Source organism: Vibrio sp. TRT 17S01 (assembly GCF_050113695.1).
In the GTDB taxonomy this organism is placed as follows: domain Bacteria; phylum Pseudomonadota; class Gammaproteobacteria; order Enterobacterales; family Vibrionaceae; genus Vibrio.
Map to the genome: position 1 here is coordinate 254,400 of NZ_JBNJOG010000006.1, position 19,860 is coordinate 274,259.

Annotated in this window: 21 protein-coding genes; 4 read left to right on the forward strand and 17 right to left on the reverse strand. The window is 44.1% G+C overall.

What is annotated here, in order from left to right; translation table 11 throughout:
• The first annotated feature begins 515 nt into the window (after positions 1–515).
• The 4 genes from ACQEXS_RS12045 (at position 516) to ACQEXS_RS12060 (ending at position 4,831) form a co-directional block, all read left to right on the forward strand.
• On the forward strand, positions 516–1,022 hold the full coding sequence (locus tag ACQEXS_RS12045; RefSeq protein ID WP_367989191.1) for a sigma-70 family RNA polymerase sigma factor: 507 nt from the start codon (positions 516–518) through the stop codon (positions 1,020–1,022).
• Positions 1,015–1,743 carry a DUF3379 domain-containing protein gene (locus ACQEXS_RS12050; protein ID WP_427013991.1) on the forward strand — a complete coding sequence of 243 codons (729 nt, stop codon included), beginning with the start codon at positions 1,015–1,017 and terminating at the stop codon, positions 1,741–1,743. The genes ACQEXS_RS12045 and ACQEXS_RS12050 overlap by 8 nt, the downstream gene beginning before the upstream one ends.
• A gap of 244 nt (positions 1,744–1,987) precedes the next feature.
• Positions 1,988–3,259, forward strand: coding sequence for an outer membrane protein transport protein (locus tag ACQEXS_RS12055; RefSeq protein ID WP_427013992.1), 1,272 nt, complete (start codon positions 1,988–1,990; stop codon positions 3,257–3,259).
• 300 nt (positions 3,260–3,559) lie between these two features.
• Positions 3,560–4,831 carry an outer membrane protein transport protein gene (locus tag ACQEXS_RS12060; RefSeq protein ID WP_427013993.1) on the forward strand — a complete coding sequence of 424 codons (1,272 nt, stop codon included), beginning with the start codon at positions 3,560–3,562 and terminating at the stop codon, positions 4,829–4,831.
• 44 nt (positions 4,832–4,875) lie between these two features.
• On the opposite strand, the gene ACQEXS_RS12065 is transcribed toward ACQEXS_RS12060, so the two are convergent.
• From ACQEXS_RS12065 to ACQEXS_RS12145, 17 genes are all read right to left on the reverse strand, one after another.
• A complete protein-coding gene (locus ACQEXS_RS12065) occupies positions 4,876–5,628 on the reverse strand; it encodes an MlaA family lipoprotein (protein WP_427009200.1) in 753 nt (250 codons plus the stop codon).
• A gap of 68 nt (positions 5,629–5,696) precedes the next feature.
• Positions 5,697–6,914: a c-type cytochrome biogenesis protein CcmI gene (gene ccmI / locus ACQEXS_RS12070; RefSeq protein ID WP_427013994.1), complete on the reverse strand. Its 1,218-nt coding sequence runs from the start codon at positions 6,912–6,914 to the stop codon at positions 5,697–5,699.
• Positions 6,914–7,396, reverse strand: a complete 483-nt coding sequence (locus tag ACQEXS_RS12075; RefSeq protein ID WP_367986884.1) for a cytochrome c-type biogenesis protein — start codon at positions 7,394–7,396, stop codon at positions 6,914–6,916. Before ACQEXS_RS12075 ends, ccmI begins: the two co-directional genes overlap by 1 nt.
• Entirely contained in the window at positions 7,396–7,947 is a 552-nt protein-coding gene (locus ACQEXS_RS12080) for a DsbE family thiol:disulfide interchange protein (RefSeq protein WP_367986885.1), read from the reverse strand. Before ACQEXS_RS12080 ends, ACQEXS_RS12075 begins: the two co-directional genes overlap by 1 nt.
• Positions 7,947–9,905, reverse strand: coding sequence for a heme lyase CcmF/NrfE family subunit (locus ACQEXS_RS12085; RefSeq protein ID WP_367986886.1), 1,959 nt, complete (start codon positions 9,903–9,905; stop codon positions 7,947–7,949). Before ACQEXS_RS12085 ends, ACQEXS_RS12080 begins: the two co-directional genes overlap by 1 nt.
• Positions 9,902–10,387, reverse strand: a complete 486-nt coding sequence (ccmE, locus tag ACQEXS_RS12090; RefSeq protein WP_367986887.1) for a cytochrome c maturation protein CcmE — start codon at positions 10,385–10,387, stop codon at positions 9,902–9,904. Before ccmE ends, ACQEXS_RS12085 begins: the two co-directional genes overlap by 4 nt.
• Positions 10,384–10,590 (reverse strand): heme exporter protein CcmD, encoded by a 207-nt coding sequence (gene ccmD / locus ACQEXS_RS12095; protein ID WP_367986888.1) that lies wholly within the window; start codon positions 10,588–10,590, stop codon positions 10,384–10,386. The genes ccmE and ccmD overlap by 4 nt, the downstream gene beginning before the upstream one ends.
• Before the next feature lie 12 nt (positions 10,591–10,602).
• On the reverse strand, positions 10,603–11,346 hold the full coding sequence (locus tag ACQEXS_RS12100) for a heme ABC transporter permease (RefSeq protein ID WP_367986889.1): 744 nt from the start codon (positions 11,344–11,346) through the stop codon (positions 10,603–10,605).
• 112 nt (positions 11,347–11,458) lie between these two features.
• Entirely contained in the window at positions 11,459–12,127 is a 669-nt protein-coding gene (gene ccmB, locus ACQEXS_RS12105) for a heme exporter protein CcmB (RefSeq protein WP_367986890.1), read from the reverse strand.
• Positions 12,128–12,129: 2 nt separating this feature from the next.
• Positions 12,130–12,750, reverse strand: coding sequence for a cytochrome c biogenesis heme-transporting ATPase CcmA (gene ccmA / locus ACQEXS_RS12110; protein WP_367986891.1), 621 nt, complete (start codon positions 12,748–12,750; stop codon positions 12,130–12,132).
• 186 nt (positions 12,751–12,936) lie between these two features.
• A complete protein-coding gene (locus ACQEXS_RS12115) occupies positions 12,937–13,434 on the reverse strand; it encodes a DUF2802 domain-containing protein (RefSeq protein ID WP_427013995.1) in 498 nt (165 codons plus the stop codon).
• Complete coding sequence (locus ACQEXS_RS12120) at positions 13,434–13,928, reverse strand: chemotaxis protein CheW (RefSeq protein ID WP_367986893.1); 495 nt, start codon at positions 13,926–13,928, stop codon at positions 13,434–13,436. Before ACQEXS_RS12120 ends, ACQEXS_RS12115 begins: the two co-directional genes overlap by 1 nt.
• A gap of 37 nt (positions 13,929–13,965) precedes the next feature.
• Positions 13,966–14,988, reverse strand: a complete 1,023-nt coding sequence (locus ACQEXS_RS12125; RefSeq protein WP_427013996.1) for a chemotaxis protein CheW — start codon at positions 14,986–14,988, stop codon at positions 13,966–13,968.
• On the reverse strand, positions 14,981–15,757 hold the full coding sequence (locus ACQEXS_RS12130; RefSeq protein ID WP_427012101.1) for a ParA family protein: 777 nt from the start codon (positions 15,755–15,757) through the stop codon (positions 14,981–14,983). The genes ACQEXS_RS12125 and ACQEXS_RS12130 overlap by 8 nt, the downstream gene beginning before the upstream one ends.
• Before the next feature lie 10 nt (positions 15,758–15,767).
• Positions 15,768–16,889, reverse strand: coding sequence for a protein-glutamate methylesterase/protein-glutamine glutaminase (locus tag ACQEXS_RS12135; RefSeq protein WP_427013997.1), 1,122 nt, complete (start codon positions 16,887–16,889; stop codon positions 15,768–15,770).
• Between the two features lie 27 nt (positions 16,890–16,916).
• Positions 16,917–19,115, reverse strand: a complete 2,199-nt coding sequence (locus tag ACQEXS_RS12140) for a chemotaxis protein CheA (RefSeq protein WP_427013998.1) — start codon at positions 19,113–19,115, stop codon at positions 16,917–16,919.
• Between the two features lie 9 nt (positions 19,116–19,124).
• Entirely contained in the window at positions 19,125–19,844 is a 720-nt protein-coding gene (locus tag ACQEXS_RS12145; RefSeq protein ID WP_367986898.1) for a protein phosphatase CheZ, read from the reverse strand.
• Between the last annotated feature and the right edge of the window lie 16 nt (positions 19,845–19,860).

Consider the following 19,860-nt stretch of genomic DNA (forward strand, 5'->3'; position numbering starts at 1 on the left):
TCAGTGTGGCTAGATGACGTATGGATGAAGCGCAAATGTGCGTTTATGAGGCAAAAAAAAACCACACATAACTGTGTGGTTGGAATGTATAAAGCAATTAACTTACGCCAATTGAAATAATCAGTTTCCTGATTAGGAGAAAGTAAAGTCAGCCTTCAAAAGGAAGTGTCATCTTGCTCAACATGTTAGCCATAAAGACTAACTAGATGACAAGGTGTACTATAACGGCTGGAGCTCAGCAGATTTTGAAATAGATCAAGTTTATGTTGATTTATCTATTTCAATTCTCTTTATATGAACTTCCTGTACTAGTTTGTTGCTATTTAAGTCAATATTGGCTTATTTTTTAGTCGCTTGCTTAAATCCTACTTAGCTATTAGCAAACACAAACAAGGCTATTTTTACGAGAATCAGCCACACTAAAAATAATTAAATCACAGAGCAAGTCGGAGGCTCATGTGTCAATCGTAAATTTTTTTGGAAAGAAAAAGTCATCCACTCCGGTCAACTCGGATATGGACAGACAAAGAAAATATGAAGCGCTTGTTCGAGCCTATCATAGGGATCTATATCGATACGCATACTGGTTGTGTAAAGATCAATCCATTGCTGAAGACTTAGTTCAGGAAACGTGTCTTCGTGCGTGGAAATCACTAGATAGCTTACAAGATGAAAAGGCCGCTAAATCTTGGCTCATTACTATATTGAGACGTGAAAATGCCCGCCGCTTCGAACGAAAACAACTTGATTTGGTTGATATCGATGATTTTGGCAATGATGCCAAGGTCAGTGATGAGCCTCACCACCGTAGTGAGTGGGTTCAAGCCCAAATCATGAAATTGGAAGATGATTATCGCGAACCGTTATTTCTTCAAGTCGTTGGTGGCTTTAGTGGAGAAGAAATTGGTCAGATACTCAATCTGAATAAAAACACGGTAATGACGCGTCTATTTAGAGCTCGCAATCAGCTCAAAGAGATGTTGGATTCCGAAAACGGCCAGAGAGGGCAGCAAAATGGATGATTTAGAGTTTCGCCGCCGAATTATGTCCGATCCAAAGAAACGGGATAACGACATACTAGAAGCTATTCGCTCAAGTGAAAAAAATAGCAAATTTGTCGATGACATTATGGATCTAGACGCTCAAATTGCGAAGGCAATGAATGTCGATGTCCCCGATGATTTGGCAGATAGGATCTTATTCAACCAAACATCAGCACCTGAAAACAACGTTGTTAAGCCTAACTTTGCACGTAAAGCTATGGCAATGGCTGCCTCTGTTGCATTTGTTGCTGGCTTATTGGTTGGGCAGATCAATTGGGGAAATGTCATTGTTTCTCCGGCTCAAGCAAGCCTTGCCAATACGGCAGTACAACATGTTTTGGATGAAAACGCCTTTATCGCGCCATTAGATGAACAAGTAAACGCGTCTCAAATCAATGCGAAAATGCAACCATTTGCAAAAGAGTTAGATAACGATTTTCCGTACCACGTGTACTACCTCAACCACTGTGGTTTTGGAGATTCACACGCTGTCCATATGGTATTTAAAGGCGTTGAAGGCAAAGTCACTTTGTTTCTAACCCCGACACCATCAAAATCTACCTTTGATTTTGAAAAACAAGGCATGTCAGGCATTGTAGAACCCGTGGGCAATAACAGCATGATCATCGTAGGTGAACAAGGTGAAGATGTCGCCAAAATTGCCGAAAGAATAGCTAAAATCATCAAACCTATGGGTTAGTTCAAAATGGGTTGAAGCGTCATGCTTTAGCCCATTTTTTATTCACAAAAATAGAGCCAAAACTCTAAAAAGGCGCATATTCCAGCACATTCTTGCCAAATACACATCATTTCAGCAATTTTCCCTTCAAACTAGACAATGGTCGGATTTCTATATTCTATACTTGCGTCTAGGATCAGCCCCCAACTGAGCATTTGCTCAAATATATCGCCCACATAGAGGCGAAATAGAAAAGGAAAACAAAATGAACAACTCGCGTCTGTTTAAAAAGTCGCTTTTAGCAGTGACAATCACAACCGCAACACTAGCCTCTCAGCACGCTCTCGCTGCAGGCTTCCAGCTCAACGCTCAATCTGCGACAGGTATTGGCCGTGCATTTGCCGGTGATGCTGTTATTGCAGACAACGCGTCTGTAATGGCTCGTAACCCAGCAGCAATGGCTCTATTTGACAAAATGGAACTGTCTCTAGGTTTTGAAAGCATCACTTCAATGATTGAAGTAAAAGACGTTCAATACGTCGGTGGCGCAGTACCTGTTTCTGATACTGATGATGTAGGTGATACGTCTATCGCACCTAATATCCACCTAATTGTTCCTGTAAGCGATAAATTCGCTTGGGGTGTGAACGCTTACTCTAACTTCGGTACTAAAACTGAGTTTTCTGATAGCTACCCTGCTTCAGAATATGGTGGTTTAACTGACGTTAAAAGCTTCAACCTTGGTCTTGCCGCTTCTTACCGCGCTAATGAACACCTAAGTGTTGGTGCAGGTCTTGATATCATCTATGGTCAAGGCACAATGAAACGCTACTCTGGCGTTGGCATGCAAGGCGGTGGCGTTCCACTAGGTACAGCTCTTTTGGATGTAGATAAAGCAGACGGTTGGGCATTTGGCTTTAACATCGGTACTGTTTATGAGCTAGACGAAAACAACCGATTCGGCCTTTCTTACCGCTACAGCCCAGAGTTTGAAGCGAAAGATGACTACGGTCAAAAAATCACTCTTCCTTTGCCAGATATGGCAGAGTTTTCAGGCTTCCACAAAATCGAAGACACTCAGTTCGCAGTTCACTACAGCGTTCAGTGGATTGGTTGGAGCGCGTTTGACCAAATCGATTTTGAAAACCTAAGCGCAACTCAGTCTCCAATTGCAGCACAACTAGCAGCACTAAACGGTGGTGTTTATGGTAAGCAATATCAATGGCAAGATGGCTGGCACTACGCAATCGGTGGTACATACTACTTGAATAGCGATTGGACACTACGTGCTGGTTACATGTATGACACAAGTGCACAAGATGACGTAACGTCTATCTCTGTTCCTGACTCAGATCGTCAATGGTTCTCTGCTGGTTTCACATACCACTTAGATAAAGCGTCTGAAATCGACTTTGGTTTCACCTACCTAATGGGTGACGATGTTAATGTAACTGAAACATCTTCGGGTACGCCATTAACAGCGACAACGCATGCAGATGCAATTCTAGTCGGCTTACAATACAGCCGCAGCTTCTAAGCACTGTTGCAACATTGTTGAACGATACAAAGGGTTGGTTTTCCAACCCTTTTTTGTTTTCTACCTTACTAAATATTTTTAACTGAGCGTACAGCTGTATTGAAATCGCCTTATTTCAAACTACGACTGTACGCTGAATCAAATCATTCATACCTAGCAACTCAGATTTTATAACTACAAATAACTCATTAGTTAGATAATAACTCCAAAAAATAGCAATACAGTGTTTTTAATTTTTAAAGCTTTTGCTCTAACCTTATTATCGCGTCACTCAAAACAGTACATTCAGCGAACATAATAATGAAATCAAATAAATCCCTTGTTTCCGTAGCGGTTGCCTTTGGCCTCGTTACTGCTTCTACTTCAGTAACTGCTGCGGGCTTCCAGCTTGCAGAATATTCAGCAACCGGTCTTGGCCGTGCTTATGCTGGTGAAGCAGCAATGGCAGATAATGCCAGCGCACAATGGCGTAACCCTGCAATGCTGACGTACTTAGGAGGTACACAGATCTCCGTCGGTGCAATCTATGTGAATCCGAACCTAGACGTTGAGGGAGAAATCAACGGTGCACTACCTACTTCATCTTCAGACTTTGCTAATGATGCAGTCATTCCAAACTTTTACCTTTCCCACCAACTAAATGATAAGTGGGCACTTGGCTTTGCACTTGGTACCAACTATGGCATGGAAACCAAACTAGGAAGCGATTTTGCCGCAACACACTTTGGCAACGAAGCTATGGTAAAAACCGTCGAAGCAAACACGAATATTGCATACAAAGTTGATGAACGTATTAGCATTGGTGGTGGTATTCGCTTTGTAACGGGCGAAGGCCATTTTGGCGCGACTTCTCCAGCACAAACGCCACTTCCAAAGGGCACCACCCTAAAATATATGGAAGGTGATGATACAGCCTGGGGCTGGCAAATCGGTGCGGCATGGCAAATTAATGAAAATCATCGTATCGGCCTGAGCTATAAATCAGAAGTAGAGCTTAGCCTTTCAGGCACAGCAAAACTGTTTGATAAAAATAGCTTGTCCGTACTTAACGACACGGGTTCGATGGATTTGGAATTACCAGCTACAGCAGAACTCGCTAGTTACCATCAATTGACCGATGACTTAGCCGTACATTTTGGCGTTAACTGGACAGATTGGAGCAGCTTTAAAGAGCTGTATGCGGATCTGAACACTTTGCCTTCACAAACCGTAAAAGTGGAAAATTGGGAAGACAACTACCGCTTTGCTATGGGTGCCACTTACCAAGTACTGCCTGAACTTGCGGTTCGTACTGGTGTAGCCTACGACACTTCAGCAGTAAGTGATCAAAACCGCACGATCACTATCCCTGAGACAGATCGTACATGGCTAAGTGTTGGTGCCACTTACGATTTCACAGCACAGTTCTCACTGGACGCAGGCTTTACTTACATTTTTGCTAAAGATGCTGACATCAAAGAATCTCGTGGTTACCCATCCGACGATATTGCTCAGGCAATCGGTGGTCAATTCACAGGAACAACATCTGGTAATGTGTGGCTGATTGGCTTGCAAGCGAATTACACATTCTAATACTCGATGTACAAAAAAGGCTTGGTAATCCCAAGCCTTTTTTATTATTCAAATTCTTCATCAAGATAATCATCGAGGAACGCTTCTTCATCCTCATCATAATCGTCAACTTGAATCTCTGCTTTGTAATCTTGCCTTTGTATATAAACATCACGAGTTAACGCATACGGATCTGGAGAGTTATCGAGTAAAGCTTCTTGCGACACTAATGCTGCTCGAGTTTCCATTCCCTCAAGTGCCCATTTGCCTAAACCTGCCCAAAAATTCAGATAAGAAAGCGGCGCATACAAACCATCAACCACATCCGCTGTTTCACGCACTGTCCACGGACCATAGCCCGGCACCATCACGTAAGGCCCATTCCCTACACCGTGGTGACCAACAGCATCACCAAATGCTTTTTCACCATGGTCAGTAATTCCAGCCTCTGAGGCAATATCGATTAAACCAAGCAGACCAAAGGTTGAGTTAATCCAAAAACGATTGAAATGATCTAATGCTTTTTCACCATTGCCCATCAACAAGTTGTTGATCATGCTTGCTGGCTCATCTAAGTTACCTAGGAAATTAGCCACGCCCGTACGTATTGGCGTCGGTACATAATCAACATACGCTAATGATACAGGCTTCACCAAATACGGATCTAAGTAGTCGTAGTTGATGGTCCACATCGTTCGGTTAAATCCTTCTAAGGGATCATTCGTCCCTGCATTTTGTTCATCTGGCACACTTGAACATCCTCCAAGCGCCACTATTGCCAATAGAACGAGCCACATCCGTGATTTCATTTTTGTCATTATTATTTCCGATAAAAAAAGGCCGATGTAAACACCGGCCTTAGCTAACAATTTATAAATCGTATCTATTAATAACGATTATTAATTATTACTTCAACTGGTTCCCCAAGTTTAACGGCTTCGCTCTCTCCAAACCAGTCCCCTTCGCGAGTTGCGACGTTACCGTCATTGTCGATTCGTACGCGAACCATCAATTCTTCCAAATCGGAGAGCTTACTGCCCTGCATCATGCTGTTACCATCATCCAAAGCCACAGTTCGAGGAAATGTACCTACTGGGTAACGCGCAGCCGCAACTGGCATTGGAGAACCGTCAGCACGATGAACTGAAACGATCAACGCGGCATTTGGATCTGCTTTTACTTGCTCTCCAAGCTGGATAGTTACAGAGACCGTCTTTCCAGCATTTATATTCTCACCCATCTGTTTTTTTGCACTTTCGATACTTCGGCTAAGCATTTCATAACGACTGTCTTTTGGACCGATCATTTGTTGCATAATGCTCCAGTAACGGATCGCAGCAGGGAAATCTTTACGCTCGAATGCATCAAAAGCCAGCAACGAAAATACACGTAAATCGACATAGTCTTCTTGAACAAGTTTGCCAAGTATGCCACGCGCCTGCTCTTGGTCGATGTCATCTTGAGAGAGCATTAAGGCTTGCGCATAGCCCAATTTAACATCGGCATCTTCTGGCTCAAGCTTGTATGCTTTCTTCATCGAACCAATGGCGGTTTCAACATCTCGGTTCGCTAATGCAATACGTCCAAGCAGTAACCAGCCTGTCGAATCATCTGGCTGATAATGAAGACGAGTGCGCAAAGCTAAAGTTAGATCCGCCATTTCATCGTCCGTCAAAGCTGCGCCTTCAGGAGACATCAGCTTCTTAGACAGTGCGGGTAAGTTTGTACTCACTTGCTGCCATTCGATCACTTTATCGGACGCACCAAACTTCATGTACATGCCGTAAGATAAAACAATCACCAACAACATAGACGGAACGAAGACCGCGATCGGTGATACCAACTGGGCTTTCTCATACTTATTGTCTGCTGGAATATCATCCAGTAATGACTGTTTGAGGTCTGCTATCAAGTCTTGCTGGTTCTCAACTAGACCTTCTTCAGTTTCCTCTTCTAGCTCAGAAAGTCGGTCTTTATAAAAAGCTTTGTTTAATTCGTCACGCAGTGCATCGTCGTTATTTGCCTTCTTTCTGAGAATAGGAAGCGCAATCAATGCACAGCTCAGTACTACGATAAGAACTGACGAAATCCAAAATAAAGTCATTATTGCTTATCTCCATCATTCTTATCATCTAGCAACGAATTTAGGCGGGCTTCCTTTTCTTCATCCCACTTTTCTTCCGTTTCAACGGCCTTTTTCTTACCTTTTCTGCTTCTTACAACAATAAAGCCGAAACCAATCAGCAGGACTGAAATAGGGCCAAGCCAAAGCACTGAAGTTGCGATAGTGAATGGTGGATTGTAAGTCACAAAATTCCCATAACGAGCAATCATGTAATCCACGATTTCTTGCTTAGATTTGCCCTCTTTGGTCATTTCATAGACTTTTTGGCGTAAATCCTGCGCAAGTTCCGCATTGGAATCTGCAATCGTATTATTTTGACACTTAGGGCAACGCAATGTGTTGCCCAGATCTTTAAACTGAAGCTCTTGTTCAAGGTTCTCGAACTCGTACACTTCGATCGCTGCTGACGCCGTCATTGAAAATGCAAACATGGCCAACAATGCTAGAATTACCTTCTTCATTATTTGGCCTCCGCTAGCATTTGCTCATATTTTGCCTTTAATGTTTCTTCCCAATTGCGAGGGTTTACATCACCGACATGGCGATAACGAATAACACCATTAGCATCAATTAGGAACGTCTCTGGTGCACCATATACACCAAGATCAAGACCCAACATACCGTTGCCATCAAATAAGCTAATGAGATAAGGGTTGCCCAATTCATTAAGCCACTGGATTGCCTTGTCACGCTGATCTTTATAGTTCATGCCGATGATTTTGACGCCTTGACCCGCTAATTCATTCAAGTATTGGTGCTCGGCATAACACGTTGGGCACCAAGTTGCCCAAACATTAAGCAATAATGGCTCACCCTTGAAGATAGATTGATCATAAAGCTTACCCGGTTCCGCCAAGTCTTCTAGACGGAACTGAGGAACAGGTTTACCAATGAGTACGGATTCCAGTTTGGTCGGGTCATCCCCATCAGAATTACGTACCAACTGCGTTGCAAAAACCGCCACCAATACTAGAAAGGCACCTAACGGAATAAAGAGTAACTTCTTATTCATTATGCTTCTCCTTGCTTTGCAGTTTTGCGGAAACGATAGCGTTTATCACTAATCGCAATCGCACCACCTAATGCCATTAACAATGAACCGGCCCAAATCCAACGAACAAATGGTTTGTAGTAAATACGAACGGCCCAAGACTTGTTATCGTCCAAACGTTCACCCATCGCAATATACAAGTCACGTGTGATACCGCGATCGATTGCTGCTTCAGTCATCATTGAACGAGCAGTACGATAGAAGCGTTTTTCCGCATGAAGAGTATTGACGTAAGTGCCATTTTGAGTGATTTCAAAATCGGCGATATAACCATCATAGTTAGGACCATCTTTGTCTCGAAGGCCGGCAAAGTAGAAGTCATAGCCTTGAATTTTAAAGTGCTCGCCCGGCGCCAAACGCACATCTCGCTCAATACTGTAGTTTTGAACCATTGCGATACCAATAATGGTAACAGCCAAACCAATGTGGCCAAGCATCATCGCCCAGTGACTACGTTGGAGCTTTCTCACTCCAGTCACAAAGTCATGACGGTGAGTTGCACGTTGGTGTAGCTCATAGCCATGCATTGTGATGATCCAGATCGCCATCACCCAACCGATATATGCCATTGCAGTAAAATGTGCTGAGAGCAGAGCAACAAACACGCCAGCAAGTACAAATGAAAGCGCACCTGAGATAGCCATTGGCTTAAGCAACGTAGAAAGGCTGTCGCGTTTCCAACGAATAAGTGGGCCGATACCCAGTAAGAACGAGAACGGGATCATCAACCAAGCAAACAGCATGTCAAAGAAAGGAGCACCGATAGAAACAGAACCTAGACCAATCTGCTTGTGTACTAAAGGAAGTAGAGTACCCACTAATACAACCACAAGGGCTGCAATCAAAAGAACGTTATTTGCTAGCAGAGCATTTTCACGAGATACCAACTCAAAGTTACCACGAACTCGTACCGACGCACCTTTTAGAGCAAACAGCAGTAATGATCCACCAATCACAAAGACGAGGAAACCTAAGATGAACATACCTCGGGATGGATCAGAGGCAAACGCGTGAACCGAAACTAAAATTCCGGAACGCACTAAGAATGTACCAAGTAAACTCAAAGAGAATGCAGAAATAGCCAGCAACACTGTCCACGCTTTAAACGTCCCGCGCTTCTCAGTCACGGCAAGTGAGTGCATTAAAGCAGTACCAGCAAGCCACGGCATGAAAGAAGCATTTTCAACTGGATCCCAGAACCACCAGCCACCCCAGCCTAGCTCGTAATATGCCCACCATGAACCTAGTGCGATACCCAACGTCAAAAAGAGCCATGCAGCGGTTGTCCAAGGACGAGACCAACGGGCCCATGCGGTATCAAGGCGACCTGTCATTAGCGACGCAATAGCAAATGAGAAAGCCACTGAGAAACCAACATAACCCATGTACAGCATTGGTGGGTGAATGATCAAACCAGGGTCTTGCAACAATGGGTTTAGATCTCGCCCATCAACCGGAAAGAAAGGCAGCGTGCGTAAGAATGGATTCGAGGTAACAATGATGAAAAGCAGGAAGCCAACACTGATCATTCCCATCACACCGAGCACACGAGCCACCGATTCTTGTGGCATTCCACGGCTATAGGTCGCGACAGCAACAGTCCATGCAGCTTGAATTAACACCCAAAGTAGCAAAGAGCCTTCATGAGCCCCCCAAACCGCGGTTAAGCGGTAGTACCAAGGGAGCTGGCTATTTGAGTTACTCGCTACATATTGCAGTGTAAAATCGTTGGTATAAAACGCCCATAATAAGATGCCAAATGACAACGCTAACAGTAGGAACATCCCCCAAGACAACGGTCTTGCGGTATTCATGAGCATTGTATTGTTTTTAGATGCACCAATTAGCGGCAGTATGCTGAGCAAGACTGCCATCGCCAACGAGGCGATCATCGCAAAGTGACCAATTTCAGCAATCATTGACCGCTTCCTTGTTTTTGTTGTTCTGTATATTTAAGCGGTTCGTGAGTTTTCTTCATCGCTTCCGCAACTTCAGGTGGCATGTATTCTTCATCGTGTTTAGCAAGCACTTCAAATGCTTCAACAGTGGTTGCATCTTTTAACACACCTTGGGCTACAATGCCCTGCCCTTCACGGAACAGATCGGGAAGGATACCGTCGTAAACGATCGTCACTTTTGGACCGACATCATGCAGGTCAAACGAAACTCTCAGAGATTCGGCATCACGCTTCACTGAACCTTCAACGACCATTCCGCCGATACGTAGACGCTGACCAACCTCTGGTTTCGTGCCGTCTGGCTTACCATTGACTAGTTCTGTTGGTGTATAGAACAGGTCCATATTTTGATTTAGCGCATAAAGCATCAAACCAATTGTGGCACTAATACCAATGAAAATAGCCAGAACAATACCGAGCCTCTTTTTACGTCTTGGGTTCATAGAGTGTTCTCCAGATTTTTTGCTGCTTCAATTCGCGCTTGACGATCGACTTTCGCCTGAACTTCATTCAGCAAAGCTTTACCACGACGTACGCTCACAATAAGTAGAATAAACATTGATAGAAAGGTGATACCAAACGCACCCCAAACATAAGAGGCATAACCACCCATCGCGAAAAACTCACTCAGAGATTCAAAATGCATAATTTAATTCCTTCACTGAGATTTCTTAGTAGCTAATTCGATAACCCAAGGGCGGTGGCTTTCTTTGCTAATAATTTCATTGCGTAAGCGAACCATGGTTAGAGAACCAAAGAAGAACGCAAAGCCAAAGATATTCAACAGTAGCGGCCAAAGCATATCGCTTGAGATTGAAGGTTTTTCGAATTTAGTAATCGTTGCACCTTGATGAAGGGTATTCCACCATTCAACTGAGAAGTGAATAATTGGCAGGTTTACCACACCTACAATCGCAAGAATCCCCGCAGCTTTCGCCGCCGTTTTTTGATCGTCAAATGCGTGATAAAGCGCGATTACGCCAAGATAAAGGAATAGAAGAATGAGCTCTGATGTTAGACGTGCATCCCATACCCACCAAGTTCCCCACATTGGTTTACCCCAAATCGCTCCGGTAAGGAGAGCAATAAAGGTATAAACTGCGCCAATGGGAGCCATCGCAGCCGCTGCCATATTAGACAGTTTCACCTGCCAAACTAAGCCAATAAAAGCGGCGACGGCCATCGACATATATACACCCATAGACCAAATTGCCGATGGAACATGAATGTAAATGATTCTGAAACTGTCACCTTGTTGGTAATCTGAAGGCGCAAAAGCAAGCCCCCAAACCGTACCAACAGATAAACAGAGAAGGGCCAATATAGAGAACCAAGGTAACAACTTACCGCTGAGCTGGTAGGTTGCTTCGGGTTTGGCATAGGGATGGAGCCATTTCCACATTATTATTCTCACTCTTTACTTCGTTTTGTCTCACGTTCCGACAACGTATCGAGACTATTTTTAGTTTTGTAATTTATAGAAAAGGGGATTTTTCGTGCTTGATCAAAAACAATTAATTAACACTTACTCGAAGAGCAGCGCTAATTGCAAACGGTGTTAATGTTAAAGCACCCATAAACATCGCCCCTAGAATTGCTAACTGCCCGTTGTATGCCATTCCTAGTGAAGCGGCATCAATAGCGGACGTAGCAAAAATCAAAATTGGAATATATAGCGGCAGGATAAGCAGACTTAGCAACACCCCACCTTTTTGTAATCCTACCGTTAAGGCAACTCCAATTGCACCGATAAAGCTTAAGGTTGGTGTACCAACCACCAGAGTAAGTACGACAGCCAACCAAGTATTAAAGTCCAATGATAGCAACACTGCGAGTAATGGGCTGATTAAAATAAGTGGTAACCCAGTTAGAACCCAGTGAGCAATGACTTTGGAGATAACTACTACAGGTAGTGGGACAGGCATCAACATCATTTGTTCCAATGCACCATCTTGAAAGTCATCTCGAAATAATCGTTCAAGTGAAAGTAGCGCAGACAGTAACGCCGCCACCCATACGATGCCAGCTGCTATTCGAGCTAACAAATTCGGCTCTGGGCCAATACTCAATGGGAAAAGCGTGATAACAATAATAAAGAACCACAATGGGTTAAGGACGTCGGCTTGTCGGCGAAATGCAATTAACAGCTCACGGCGAACAATACTGTTCATAATTGAAAACATGTTTAGTCACCTAGTTTTATTTTTCTTAATTTTGGGTTGTCGGCGAACATATCTTGGTGTGTTGTTAATACAACAATGCCATCATTTTCAGCGTGACTAAGAAACAACGACTCAAGCACTTTAACACCTTGCTTATCAATCGCAGTCAAGGGTTCATCTAGAATCCACAATTTTTGTTCACTAAGCCATAGCCTTGCCAAGGCAACACGTCGTTGTTGCCCTGCTGACAACTTTGCAACAGGAACATCTTCACGCCCTGCAAGCCCCACTTTGGTTAATGCACCATAGATTGTATCTCGACTGACCAAGCTCTTTGAATGCACACTCATATAAAAATGAAGGTTTTCATAAGCAGTAAGTTCTCGTTTAACGCCCGTCTGGTGACCTAAGAACAGCAAATCTTGATGATAAGCATCTCTATTAGATTCGATATTCTCGCCATTCCAGCTTATCTCTCCCTCATCACGATCACCCAAGCCGGCAACGATACGTAAGAGTGTTGTTTTACCCGTACCATTGCGTCCCTCAATTTGAACTAATTCACCAGAAGAAATAGAAAAGGAAAGGGATTCAAACAGAACTCTTTCATCACGGATAGCGGTAAGCTGATTAACTTCTAACATGTGGAACTACTATGAAAAATTCGAGCTCTTATCTTAACACAGCCAATTTGCTTCGAAATAGCATAAGACCTTTACGAGTCACGAAACTAAGTAAGAATCTGTTAATAATTAATCACTTTTCTTCGCAATTAACCACAAAGTGTTACGAAGGGCACAAAAAAGGGATACATTGCGTATCCCTTATTATTACTTTCTGATCCCACTACGCCGATATGGCTGAGAGGTGGCTCTTTCTGGATTACCTTCTAATGGCGGAATTTTCTCTTTGCCAGCAATTTTCTTTTGCAGTGACATCATGAGCTCAGCTTCAGCTTTTGGTAACTCACATTCTTGAATTAACTCATTGACGTCGGCACCCAGTTGAACCATTTTACTGGCCCGAGAATACAATCGACCATCACTGTCAGCTTGTTCAAGTTCAGTAATGCGCTCATTAAGATGCTGGATAATATCCTGCTGCTCACTGACGCGCTGTCCCAAACCAACAACAACAGAACGAACTTCCAATATCTGTTTGTTCGCTTTCTGTAACTCTTTATCCAGTGCTCGATTCTGTTGCCTTAGATGATCCGAGATCGATGTCTGTTTTCTCTTTAAACGAAATAACGCTAAAGCAATAACAAGGACAACAAGCACTACTGCTCCAGCAATTACTGGAGCGCTGGTAATCCACTCATTAACCATTATAGGTGAGCCATTTCATCCCATTCTTCATCCGTAAGAAGCTTATTAAGATCAACCAAGATTAGCAGCTTACCGTCACGGTTGCTTACACCTTGAATGAACTTAGCACTCTCATCGGTACCAACACTTGGTGTAGTGTCAATTTCAGACGCACGAAGGTACACAACTTCCGCAACGCTGTCTACAAGGATACCAATAACCTGATGCTCTGACTCAATCACAATAATACGAGTATTATCAGTAATTTCACCTTCCATTAGACCAAAACGAGAACGTGTATCGATAACTGTAACAACGTTGCCTCGAAGGTTAATGATGCCTAAAACATAATCTGGTGCACCAGGCACAGGGGCAATTTCGGTATAACGTAGAACCTCACGCACCTGCATTACATTAATACCGTAAGTTTCTTCTTCCAGTTGGAACGTCACCCACTGAAGTACTTCGTCATTTGACTGATCTTTTCTTACTTCGACTTCATTAGTTTGAGACATACCTTTTCCTCTCTGAGCCATTTCTGGCATGAACGTATTATTTCTCTAGTGCTTTTACATCAAGCCCTGCATTAAGCATAGCTATCAAAGCTTCGACATGGATCAAAGCACACATTTTTTCTTTAACCATTCCGGCAAGCCAAGGCCGTTTACCCGCCTTCTCTCGCCAACGAACTTTTTCGATTTCTAAAAGCTCGGTTCCTTTTAATTCCGAACTAGCTAGCCCCCACATACTTTCGCCTAACATGACGATGTATTGATAGCCGTCTTTATAACTGTCATCGGTCAGTTTTTCAGACATGACCCACTTGGCAGTATCGACCACATCAAGCTGGTTATCTCGATTCGTCTGTAGCCCTAAATACCATGGTGGACGTCCAATCAGATGACTAAGTTCTCCCATTTGATGGATACCACCCAACTCATCCAATGGAACGGCAAATGTGACACCATTGACGTCAAAGTACAGAACTTGGAATGACTCACTCCTTTCTGTGCTGTGCCACTGCCTGAGATCTTGTCCACCAGTTTGGGTTTCTAACTCTGTAGCTACCTCAACATCCTCAATAACAACTTGCTCTGCAGCTGGCTCAACAGGCTCGTCCGCAATTTTGACCACCGATTCTGAGGATACTTCTGGTTCAACAAACTCCGGCACTTCCCAATCTTGAATCTCTTCAACTTCAGTTTGAACGGCAATCTGAGCGGTGTTTTGCTCCATAACCTCTTCAAGATCGAGTTCTGCGACTGGGTTTGTCGATTCCAGCTGCTTCAGTAGCCGCTCGACATCATCCAAATTAGGAAGTTCAAGCTCTTCAGCCTGAGGATGGTAGTAACTTTTTTCATCCACAGACTGCAGCATAGGCTCCAACTTATACTGCTCTGGCTCTGGCTCTGGCTCTGGCTCTGGCTCTGGCTCTGGCTCTGGCTCTGGCTCTGGCTCTGCATTGATGTTGTCTTCGATACCTTCGAAATCAAGCTCTATGACTTCTTCCTCTAACAATGCAGAAAAATAGTCATCAAGCGCTTGTTCACTAGACAATAAGGTATTGTTACTCATCAATTGCTAACCTCTCTAAATAGATCAGCAATTGCTTGTACGCGAATACACCTCGACTTCCAGATGCGAAGTGAGACACTGGCAAATGTTTTAAACTCGCATCACGGAATTTGGTATCAATAGGAACAGCAGAAGACCACACTTGATTTGGATAGTCCTTTTTCAGTTGCTGTAGCGTTTGCAACGAAGCATTTGTACGTTTGTCATACATCGTCGGAACAATGGTGACCTTGAAAGATTTGTTTCGCGATTTCTGCATAATAGCCAAAGTGCGAACCATTCTTTCCAATCCTTTCATTGCAAGAAACTCGGTCTGAACAGGAATGAGTATTCTGTCACTTGCAGCCAATGCATTGACCATCATGACACCAAGAATTGGAGGACAATCAATAAGTACATAATCGTACTTACCTTTTAGTGCCAACAACGCTCGCTTTAAAATTAAACCCATACCACTGCGGTTGCCCATCACTCGATCAAGCGTAGCTAACGACATGTGTGCAGGTATTAAGTCAATGCCTTCAATATCTGAACGCATTACTAGAGGCATAACGGTATCTACGGAATACTCTTTTAACTGGAACAGGTCGAATAAACTTGCAGGCACACTATCTGAATCATAACCAAGGTAAGTTGTAAGAGAGGCGTGGGGATCCGTATCTACAAGCAGCACTCGCTTACCCTGCTTGCTCAGCAAACCAGCCAACGTAATGGTGGTCGTTGTTTTGCCCACGCCACCTTTCTGATTTGCAATACTCCATACGATCATAGCGAAACCTCTATGCTAAACCGACTTCCACAAGCATACGTTCCGCAATACGGTCTAACGGCAGATCTTCCGTTGATAACCCCGCTTTTGCAACAGCTTGTGGCATCCCATAAACAACGCAGCTCGCTTCATCTTGAGCCCATATTGTCGAACCCGCACCTTTGAGCATACGAGCACCTTCTCTACCATCAGCTCCCATACCTGTTAGCACCATAGAGAGGACTTTATCTGCATATATCTTTGCAGCGCTACCAAATGTCACATCCACACATGGCTTATAGTTCATACGCTCTCCACCATCGATGATGCGAAGTTTTGCAGAACCAGCTCGGCCATCAATCATCATTTGTTTTCCGCCTGGAGCCAGATAAGCCACACCTGGACGTAACGCATCTCCATCTTCAGCTTCTTTCACTTGGATCTTACATAGGGAGTTCAAACGACTGGCAAAGGCAGAAGTAAACGTCGCCGGCATATGCTGAATAAGAACAATCGGGTGAGGATAGTTCGCAGGCAACTTAGTCAGAATATTTTGCAATGCAACAGGACCGCCAGTAGATGTACCAATTGCGGTTAACTGATATTTCTTACCTGTAGCTTTGAAACGAGCAGCAGCTGACACTGCTTGTGTAGCTGGCCGCTTAGGTTGGGCTCCTGCAGCAGGCTTCGTCGCAGGACGCGTGGGTGTGCTGCTTGTAACAGGTTTACTCACAACATTACGACGCATCATTGTGCGACGCGAAGATATTTGAATGACTCTTTGTTGAAGCAAAGAAACCGCTTCATCTCGGTTTCTTGCAATGTCTTCAAACTTTTTAGGTAAAAAGTCCAAAGCACCAGCATCAAGTGCATCAAGTGTTGCTTTCGCACCATCATGAGTCAAAGATGAAAACATTAAGATTGGTGTAGGACTTTTTGCCATGATTTCACGGACGGCAGTAATACCGTCCATGACTGGCATTTCGATGTCCATCGTAATGACATCAGGTTTGAGTTTTAATGCTTTTTCGACCGCTTCTTTGCCATTCGTCGCGACATCAATCACCTCTAAACGAGGTTCTGAGTTAATAATTTCACTCACTCGACGACGGAAGAAACTCGAATCATCAACAACTAATACTCTAATTGCCATAGTTTTCCTTATTAACTTATGTACAACTTAGATTCGAGAAGCAGCCGCATACTGCTTAAGCAAATCTGGTACATCAAGGATGAGTGCGATATGACCATCACTAGTGATCGTTGCACCTGCCATACCCGGTGTGCCTTGAAGTAAGTTATCAAGAGGCTTGATGACCACCTCTTCTTGACCAATTAATGTATCAACAACAAAACCAACACGCTGGCTGCCAATTTGAACAATTACAACATGGCCGTGACCTTTGCGCAGTTCAACTTGCCCCAGATGTGGTGCAAGCCAGTTTTGCAAGTAGAACAAAGGAATTGATTTTTCGCGGACGATAATCGTCAACTGACCATCAACGACATTGGTTCGGCTAAGATCTAAATGGAAAATTTCATTAACACTCGCTAGAGGCAAAGCAAACGGGTGATTTGCGACACCAACCATTAATGTAGGTAAGATTGCTAACGTCAACGGAACCTTGATTGTAATCTTGGTGCCCTTGCCCATCTCAGAGTCAATATCAATCGAACCGTTTAATGTGTTGATGGCCGTTTTTACTACGTCCATCCCTACACCACGGCCTGAGATATCTGAAATCTGCTCTTTACTTGAGAAGCCAGGCATAAAGATAAGGTTAAAGCACTCTTTGTCCGTCAGACGTGACGCGGCATCTTCATCCATAATGCCACGTTTGACAGCGATTCCACGCAACTTATCTGGGTCCATACCACCGCCATCATCAACGATGGCCAATTCAATATGATCACCTTCTTGAGCAGCAGATAGAATCACTTTACCCGTTCTAGGTTTACCTGCTTTCACTCGAGCTTCTGGCATTTCTATACCATGGTCCACGGAGTTACGAACTAAGTGAATCAAAGGATCGGCTAGTGCCTCAACTAAGTTCTTATCTAAATCCGTATCCTCACCTCGCATTTCAAGCGTGATGTCTTTATTCAGGCTACGCGCCAAGTCACGAACGACTCGAGGGAAACGACCAAAAACTTTCTTAATTGGTTGCATGCGCGTTTTCATTACCGCGCCTTGAAGATCAGCCGTAACGACATCTAAGTTCGCCACCGCTTTCGACATTTCCTCGTCGTTACTATTTAAACCTAAGCTTAATAGTCGGTTACGAACTAACACCAATTCTCCAACCATATTCATGATGGTATCGAGAGTCGAGGTATCGACACGAACCGTCGCTTCAGCTTGTGGTTTTTTCGCTTGAGTCGCAGGTGGCGCTGCATCTTTTTTCGCAGGTGGTTTAGCTGCCGGGGCTTCTGCAGGTTTAGGAGCAGCTTTAGGCTCTGGTGCTGTAGGAGCAGTCGCAGCTACGGGCTCTGCTTTTGGTGTCGCAGGCTTTGTTGCTGCGTCAAGTTCTTCGATAGAAGGACCTTTACCTGAACCGTGTAAGTCATCGAGAAGTTTTTCGAATTCTTCATCGGTCATAAGATCGCCATCCGCGCCCGCTGATTGGGCAGGTGATGGCGTAGCAGGAGCTGCAGTTGGGGCTGCTGGTGCTGATTCTTTACCAGGGCCTTTACCTGAACCATGAAGCTCATCGAGTAACTTTTCAAACTCATCGTCTGTAATATCACCACTCATATCAGCTGCTGGGCTAGATTCCACTGGCGAGCTGGCGGCATCTGCACCTGGTGCTCCGCCTTGACCATGCAATTCATCAAGTAGCTTTTCAAACTCATCTTGAGTGATCTCATCAATAGAACTAGCTGACGTTTCTGGCGTAGCTTCAGGCTGTACCACAGGCTCTGGTTCAGCTGCAACAACTTCTGGAGCCTCTTCAACAACAGGCTGTTCTGCCACATCTTCGTCTTCAGTTGCAGGCTTGCTTAGACGATGTAACTCATCCAACAAGGACTGTTCTGCTGGTGGCAGGGCGTCCCGGTCTTGAACCGCTTGAAACTGTTCATTAACGGTGTCTAATGCTTTGAGCATGGTATCCATTAAGCTGGCCGTAACTTCACGCTGACCATTTCGCAAGATATCAAACACATTCTCTGCACCATGGCACGTGTCGACAAGTTCTGTCAGAGATAGGAAACCGGCCCCACCTTTAACAGTGTGGAACCCACGGAAAATTGCATTCAGAAGATCTCTATCTTCTGGGTTGTTCTCCAGTTCCACTAACTGCTCGGATAGAAGCTCTAGGATTTCTCCTGCTTCAACTAAAAAGTCCTGAAGAATGTCTTCGTCTAAATCGTAGCTCATACGTTACCTCTAAAACCCAAGACTTGAGAGTAAGTCATCGACTTCGTCTTGTGATGAAACCGCATCTTCCCTCTCGTGAGGGTTCAGAATTGGTCCCTCAGGGTCGATTGAATCTTTATTCTTTTTATTTGCGACTTCTTCCAACTGACTTGCACCAAATGCCGTCAGAATTTCGACCAAACGAGATTCAACTTCACTCACAAGAGTGATGACTCGACGAATGATCTGACCGGTTAAGTCTTGGAAGTCTTGAGCCATGAGAATTTCAGTCAGTTGACCTCTAAGCTCTGAGCTGTCACCTTCAACCTGTCCTAACAAGTTGTCAATGCGGTGGCACAGTGCTTTAAATTCTGCTAACTCAATACGGCCATGCATCAATTCGTTCCACTGGGGACGTACTTGAAGCAAGCCTTCATGTAGGTTGTCGGCAATCGGCATACAGCGATCGACAGCATCCATGGTTTTGTTGGCTGCGACTTCTGTTTTATCAATGACGTATTGAAGGCGATCCCTTGCATCTGGGATTTCGTCATTGGCTATTTCCGTCATGCGTTCATCTAATTGGAACTGCGTCAAAGAGTCGTGCAGGTCTCTAGTAAGCTCTCCGATCTCCTGTAACATAGGATTCGAAGCTTTTTCGTAGATCCCCTTTACGAGTTGGTCTGCTTCTTCTTGCTGACCTTCTTCTAACAGCTCAACAAGTTGTTTCGCCTGTTCTAATGAAATCATCCTGAATTGGCCTTTA

Bases quoted from the DNA above. Each gene is read 5' to 3' on its own strand.
- ccmE (WP_367986887.1), bottom strand. From the start codon at position 10,387: ATGAACCCAAGACGTAAAAAGAGGCTCGGTATTGTTCTGGCTATTTTC.
- ccmB (WP_367986890.1), bottom strand. From the start codon at position 12,127: ATGTTTTCAATTATGAACAGTATTGTTCGCCGTGAGCTGTTAATTGCA.
- ccmI (WP_427013994.1), bottom strand. From the start codon at position 6,914: ATGACTTTATTTTGGATTTCGTCAGTTCTTATCGTAGTACTGAGCTGT.
- ACQEXS_RS12085 (WP_367986886.1), bottom strand. From the start codon at position 9,905: ATGATTGCTGAAATTGGTCACTTTGCGATGATCGCCTCGTTGGCGATG.
- ACQEXS_RS12050 (WP_427013991.1), top strand. From the start codon at position 1,015: ATGGATGATTTAGAGTTTCGCCGCCGAATTATGTCCGATCCAAAGAAA.
- ACQEXS_RS12115 (WP_427013995.1), bottom strand. From the start codon at position 13,434: ATGGTTAATGAGTGGATTACCAGCGCTCCAGTAATTGCTGGAGCAGTA.
- ACQEXS_RS12130 (WP_427012101.1), bottom strand. From the start codon at position 15,757: ATGATCGTATGGAGTATTGCAAATCAGAAAGGTGGCGTGGGCAAAACA.
- ACQEXS_RS12125 (WP_427013996.1), bottom strand. From the start codon at position 14,988: ATGAGTAACAATACCTTATTGTCTAGTGAACAAGCGCTTGATGACTAT.
- ACQEXS_RS12120 (WP_367986893.1), bottom strand. From the start codon at position 13,928: ATGTCTCAAACTAATGAAGTCGAAGTAAGAAAAGATCAGTCAAATGAC.
- ACQEXS_RS12140 (WP_427013998.1), bottom strand. From the start codon at position 19,115: ATGAGCTACGATTTAGACGAAGACATTCTTCAGGACTTTTTAGTTGAA.
- ACQEXS_RS12075 (WP_367986884.1), bottom strand. From the start codon at position 7,396: ATGAAGAAGGTAATTCTAGCATTGTTGGCCATGTTTGCATTTTCAATG.
- ACQEXS_RS12145 (WP_367986898.1), bottom strand. From the start codon at position 19,844: ATGATTTCATTAGAACAGGCGAAACAACTTGTTGAGCTGTTAGAAGAA.
- ACQEXS_RS12055 (WP_427013992.1), top strand. From the start codon at position 1,988: ATGAACAACTCGCGTCTGTTTAAAAAGTCGCTTTTAGCAGTGACAATC.
- ACQEXS_RS12060 (WP_427013993.1), top strand. From the start codon at position 3,560: ATGAAATCAAATAAATCCCTTGTTTCCGTAGCGGTTGCCTTTGGCCTC.
- ccmA (WP_367986891.1), bottom strand. From the start codon at position 12,750: ATGTTAGAAGTTAATCAGCTTACCGCTATCCGTGATGAAAGAGTTCTG.
- ACQEXS_RS12080 (WP_367986885.1), bottom strand. From the start codon at position 7,947: ATGAATAAGAAGTTACTCTTTATTCCGTTAGGTGCCTTTCTAGTATTG.
- ACQEXS_RS12100 (WP_367986889.1), bottom strand. From the start codon at position 11,346: ATGTGGAAATGGCTCCATCCCTATGCCAAACCCGAAGCAACCTACCAG.
- ACQEXS_RS12045 (WP_367989191.1), top strand. From the start codon at position 516: ATGGACAGACAAAGAAAATATGAAGCGCTTGTTCGAGCCTATCATAGG.
- ACQEXS_RS12065 (WP_427009200.1), bottom strand. From the start codon at position 5,628: ATGACAAAAATGAAATCACGGATGTGGCTCGTTCTATTGGCAATAGTG.
- ACQEXS_RS12135 (WP_427013997.1), bottom strand. From the start codon at position 16,889: ATGGCAATTAGAGTATTAGTTGTTGATGATTCGAGTTTCTTCCGTCGT.
- ccmD (WP_367986888.1), bottom strand. From the start codon at position 10,590: ATGCATTTTGAATCTCTGAGTGAGTTTTTCGCGATGGGTGGTTATGCC.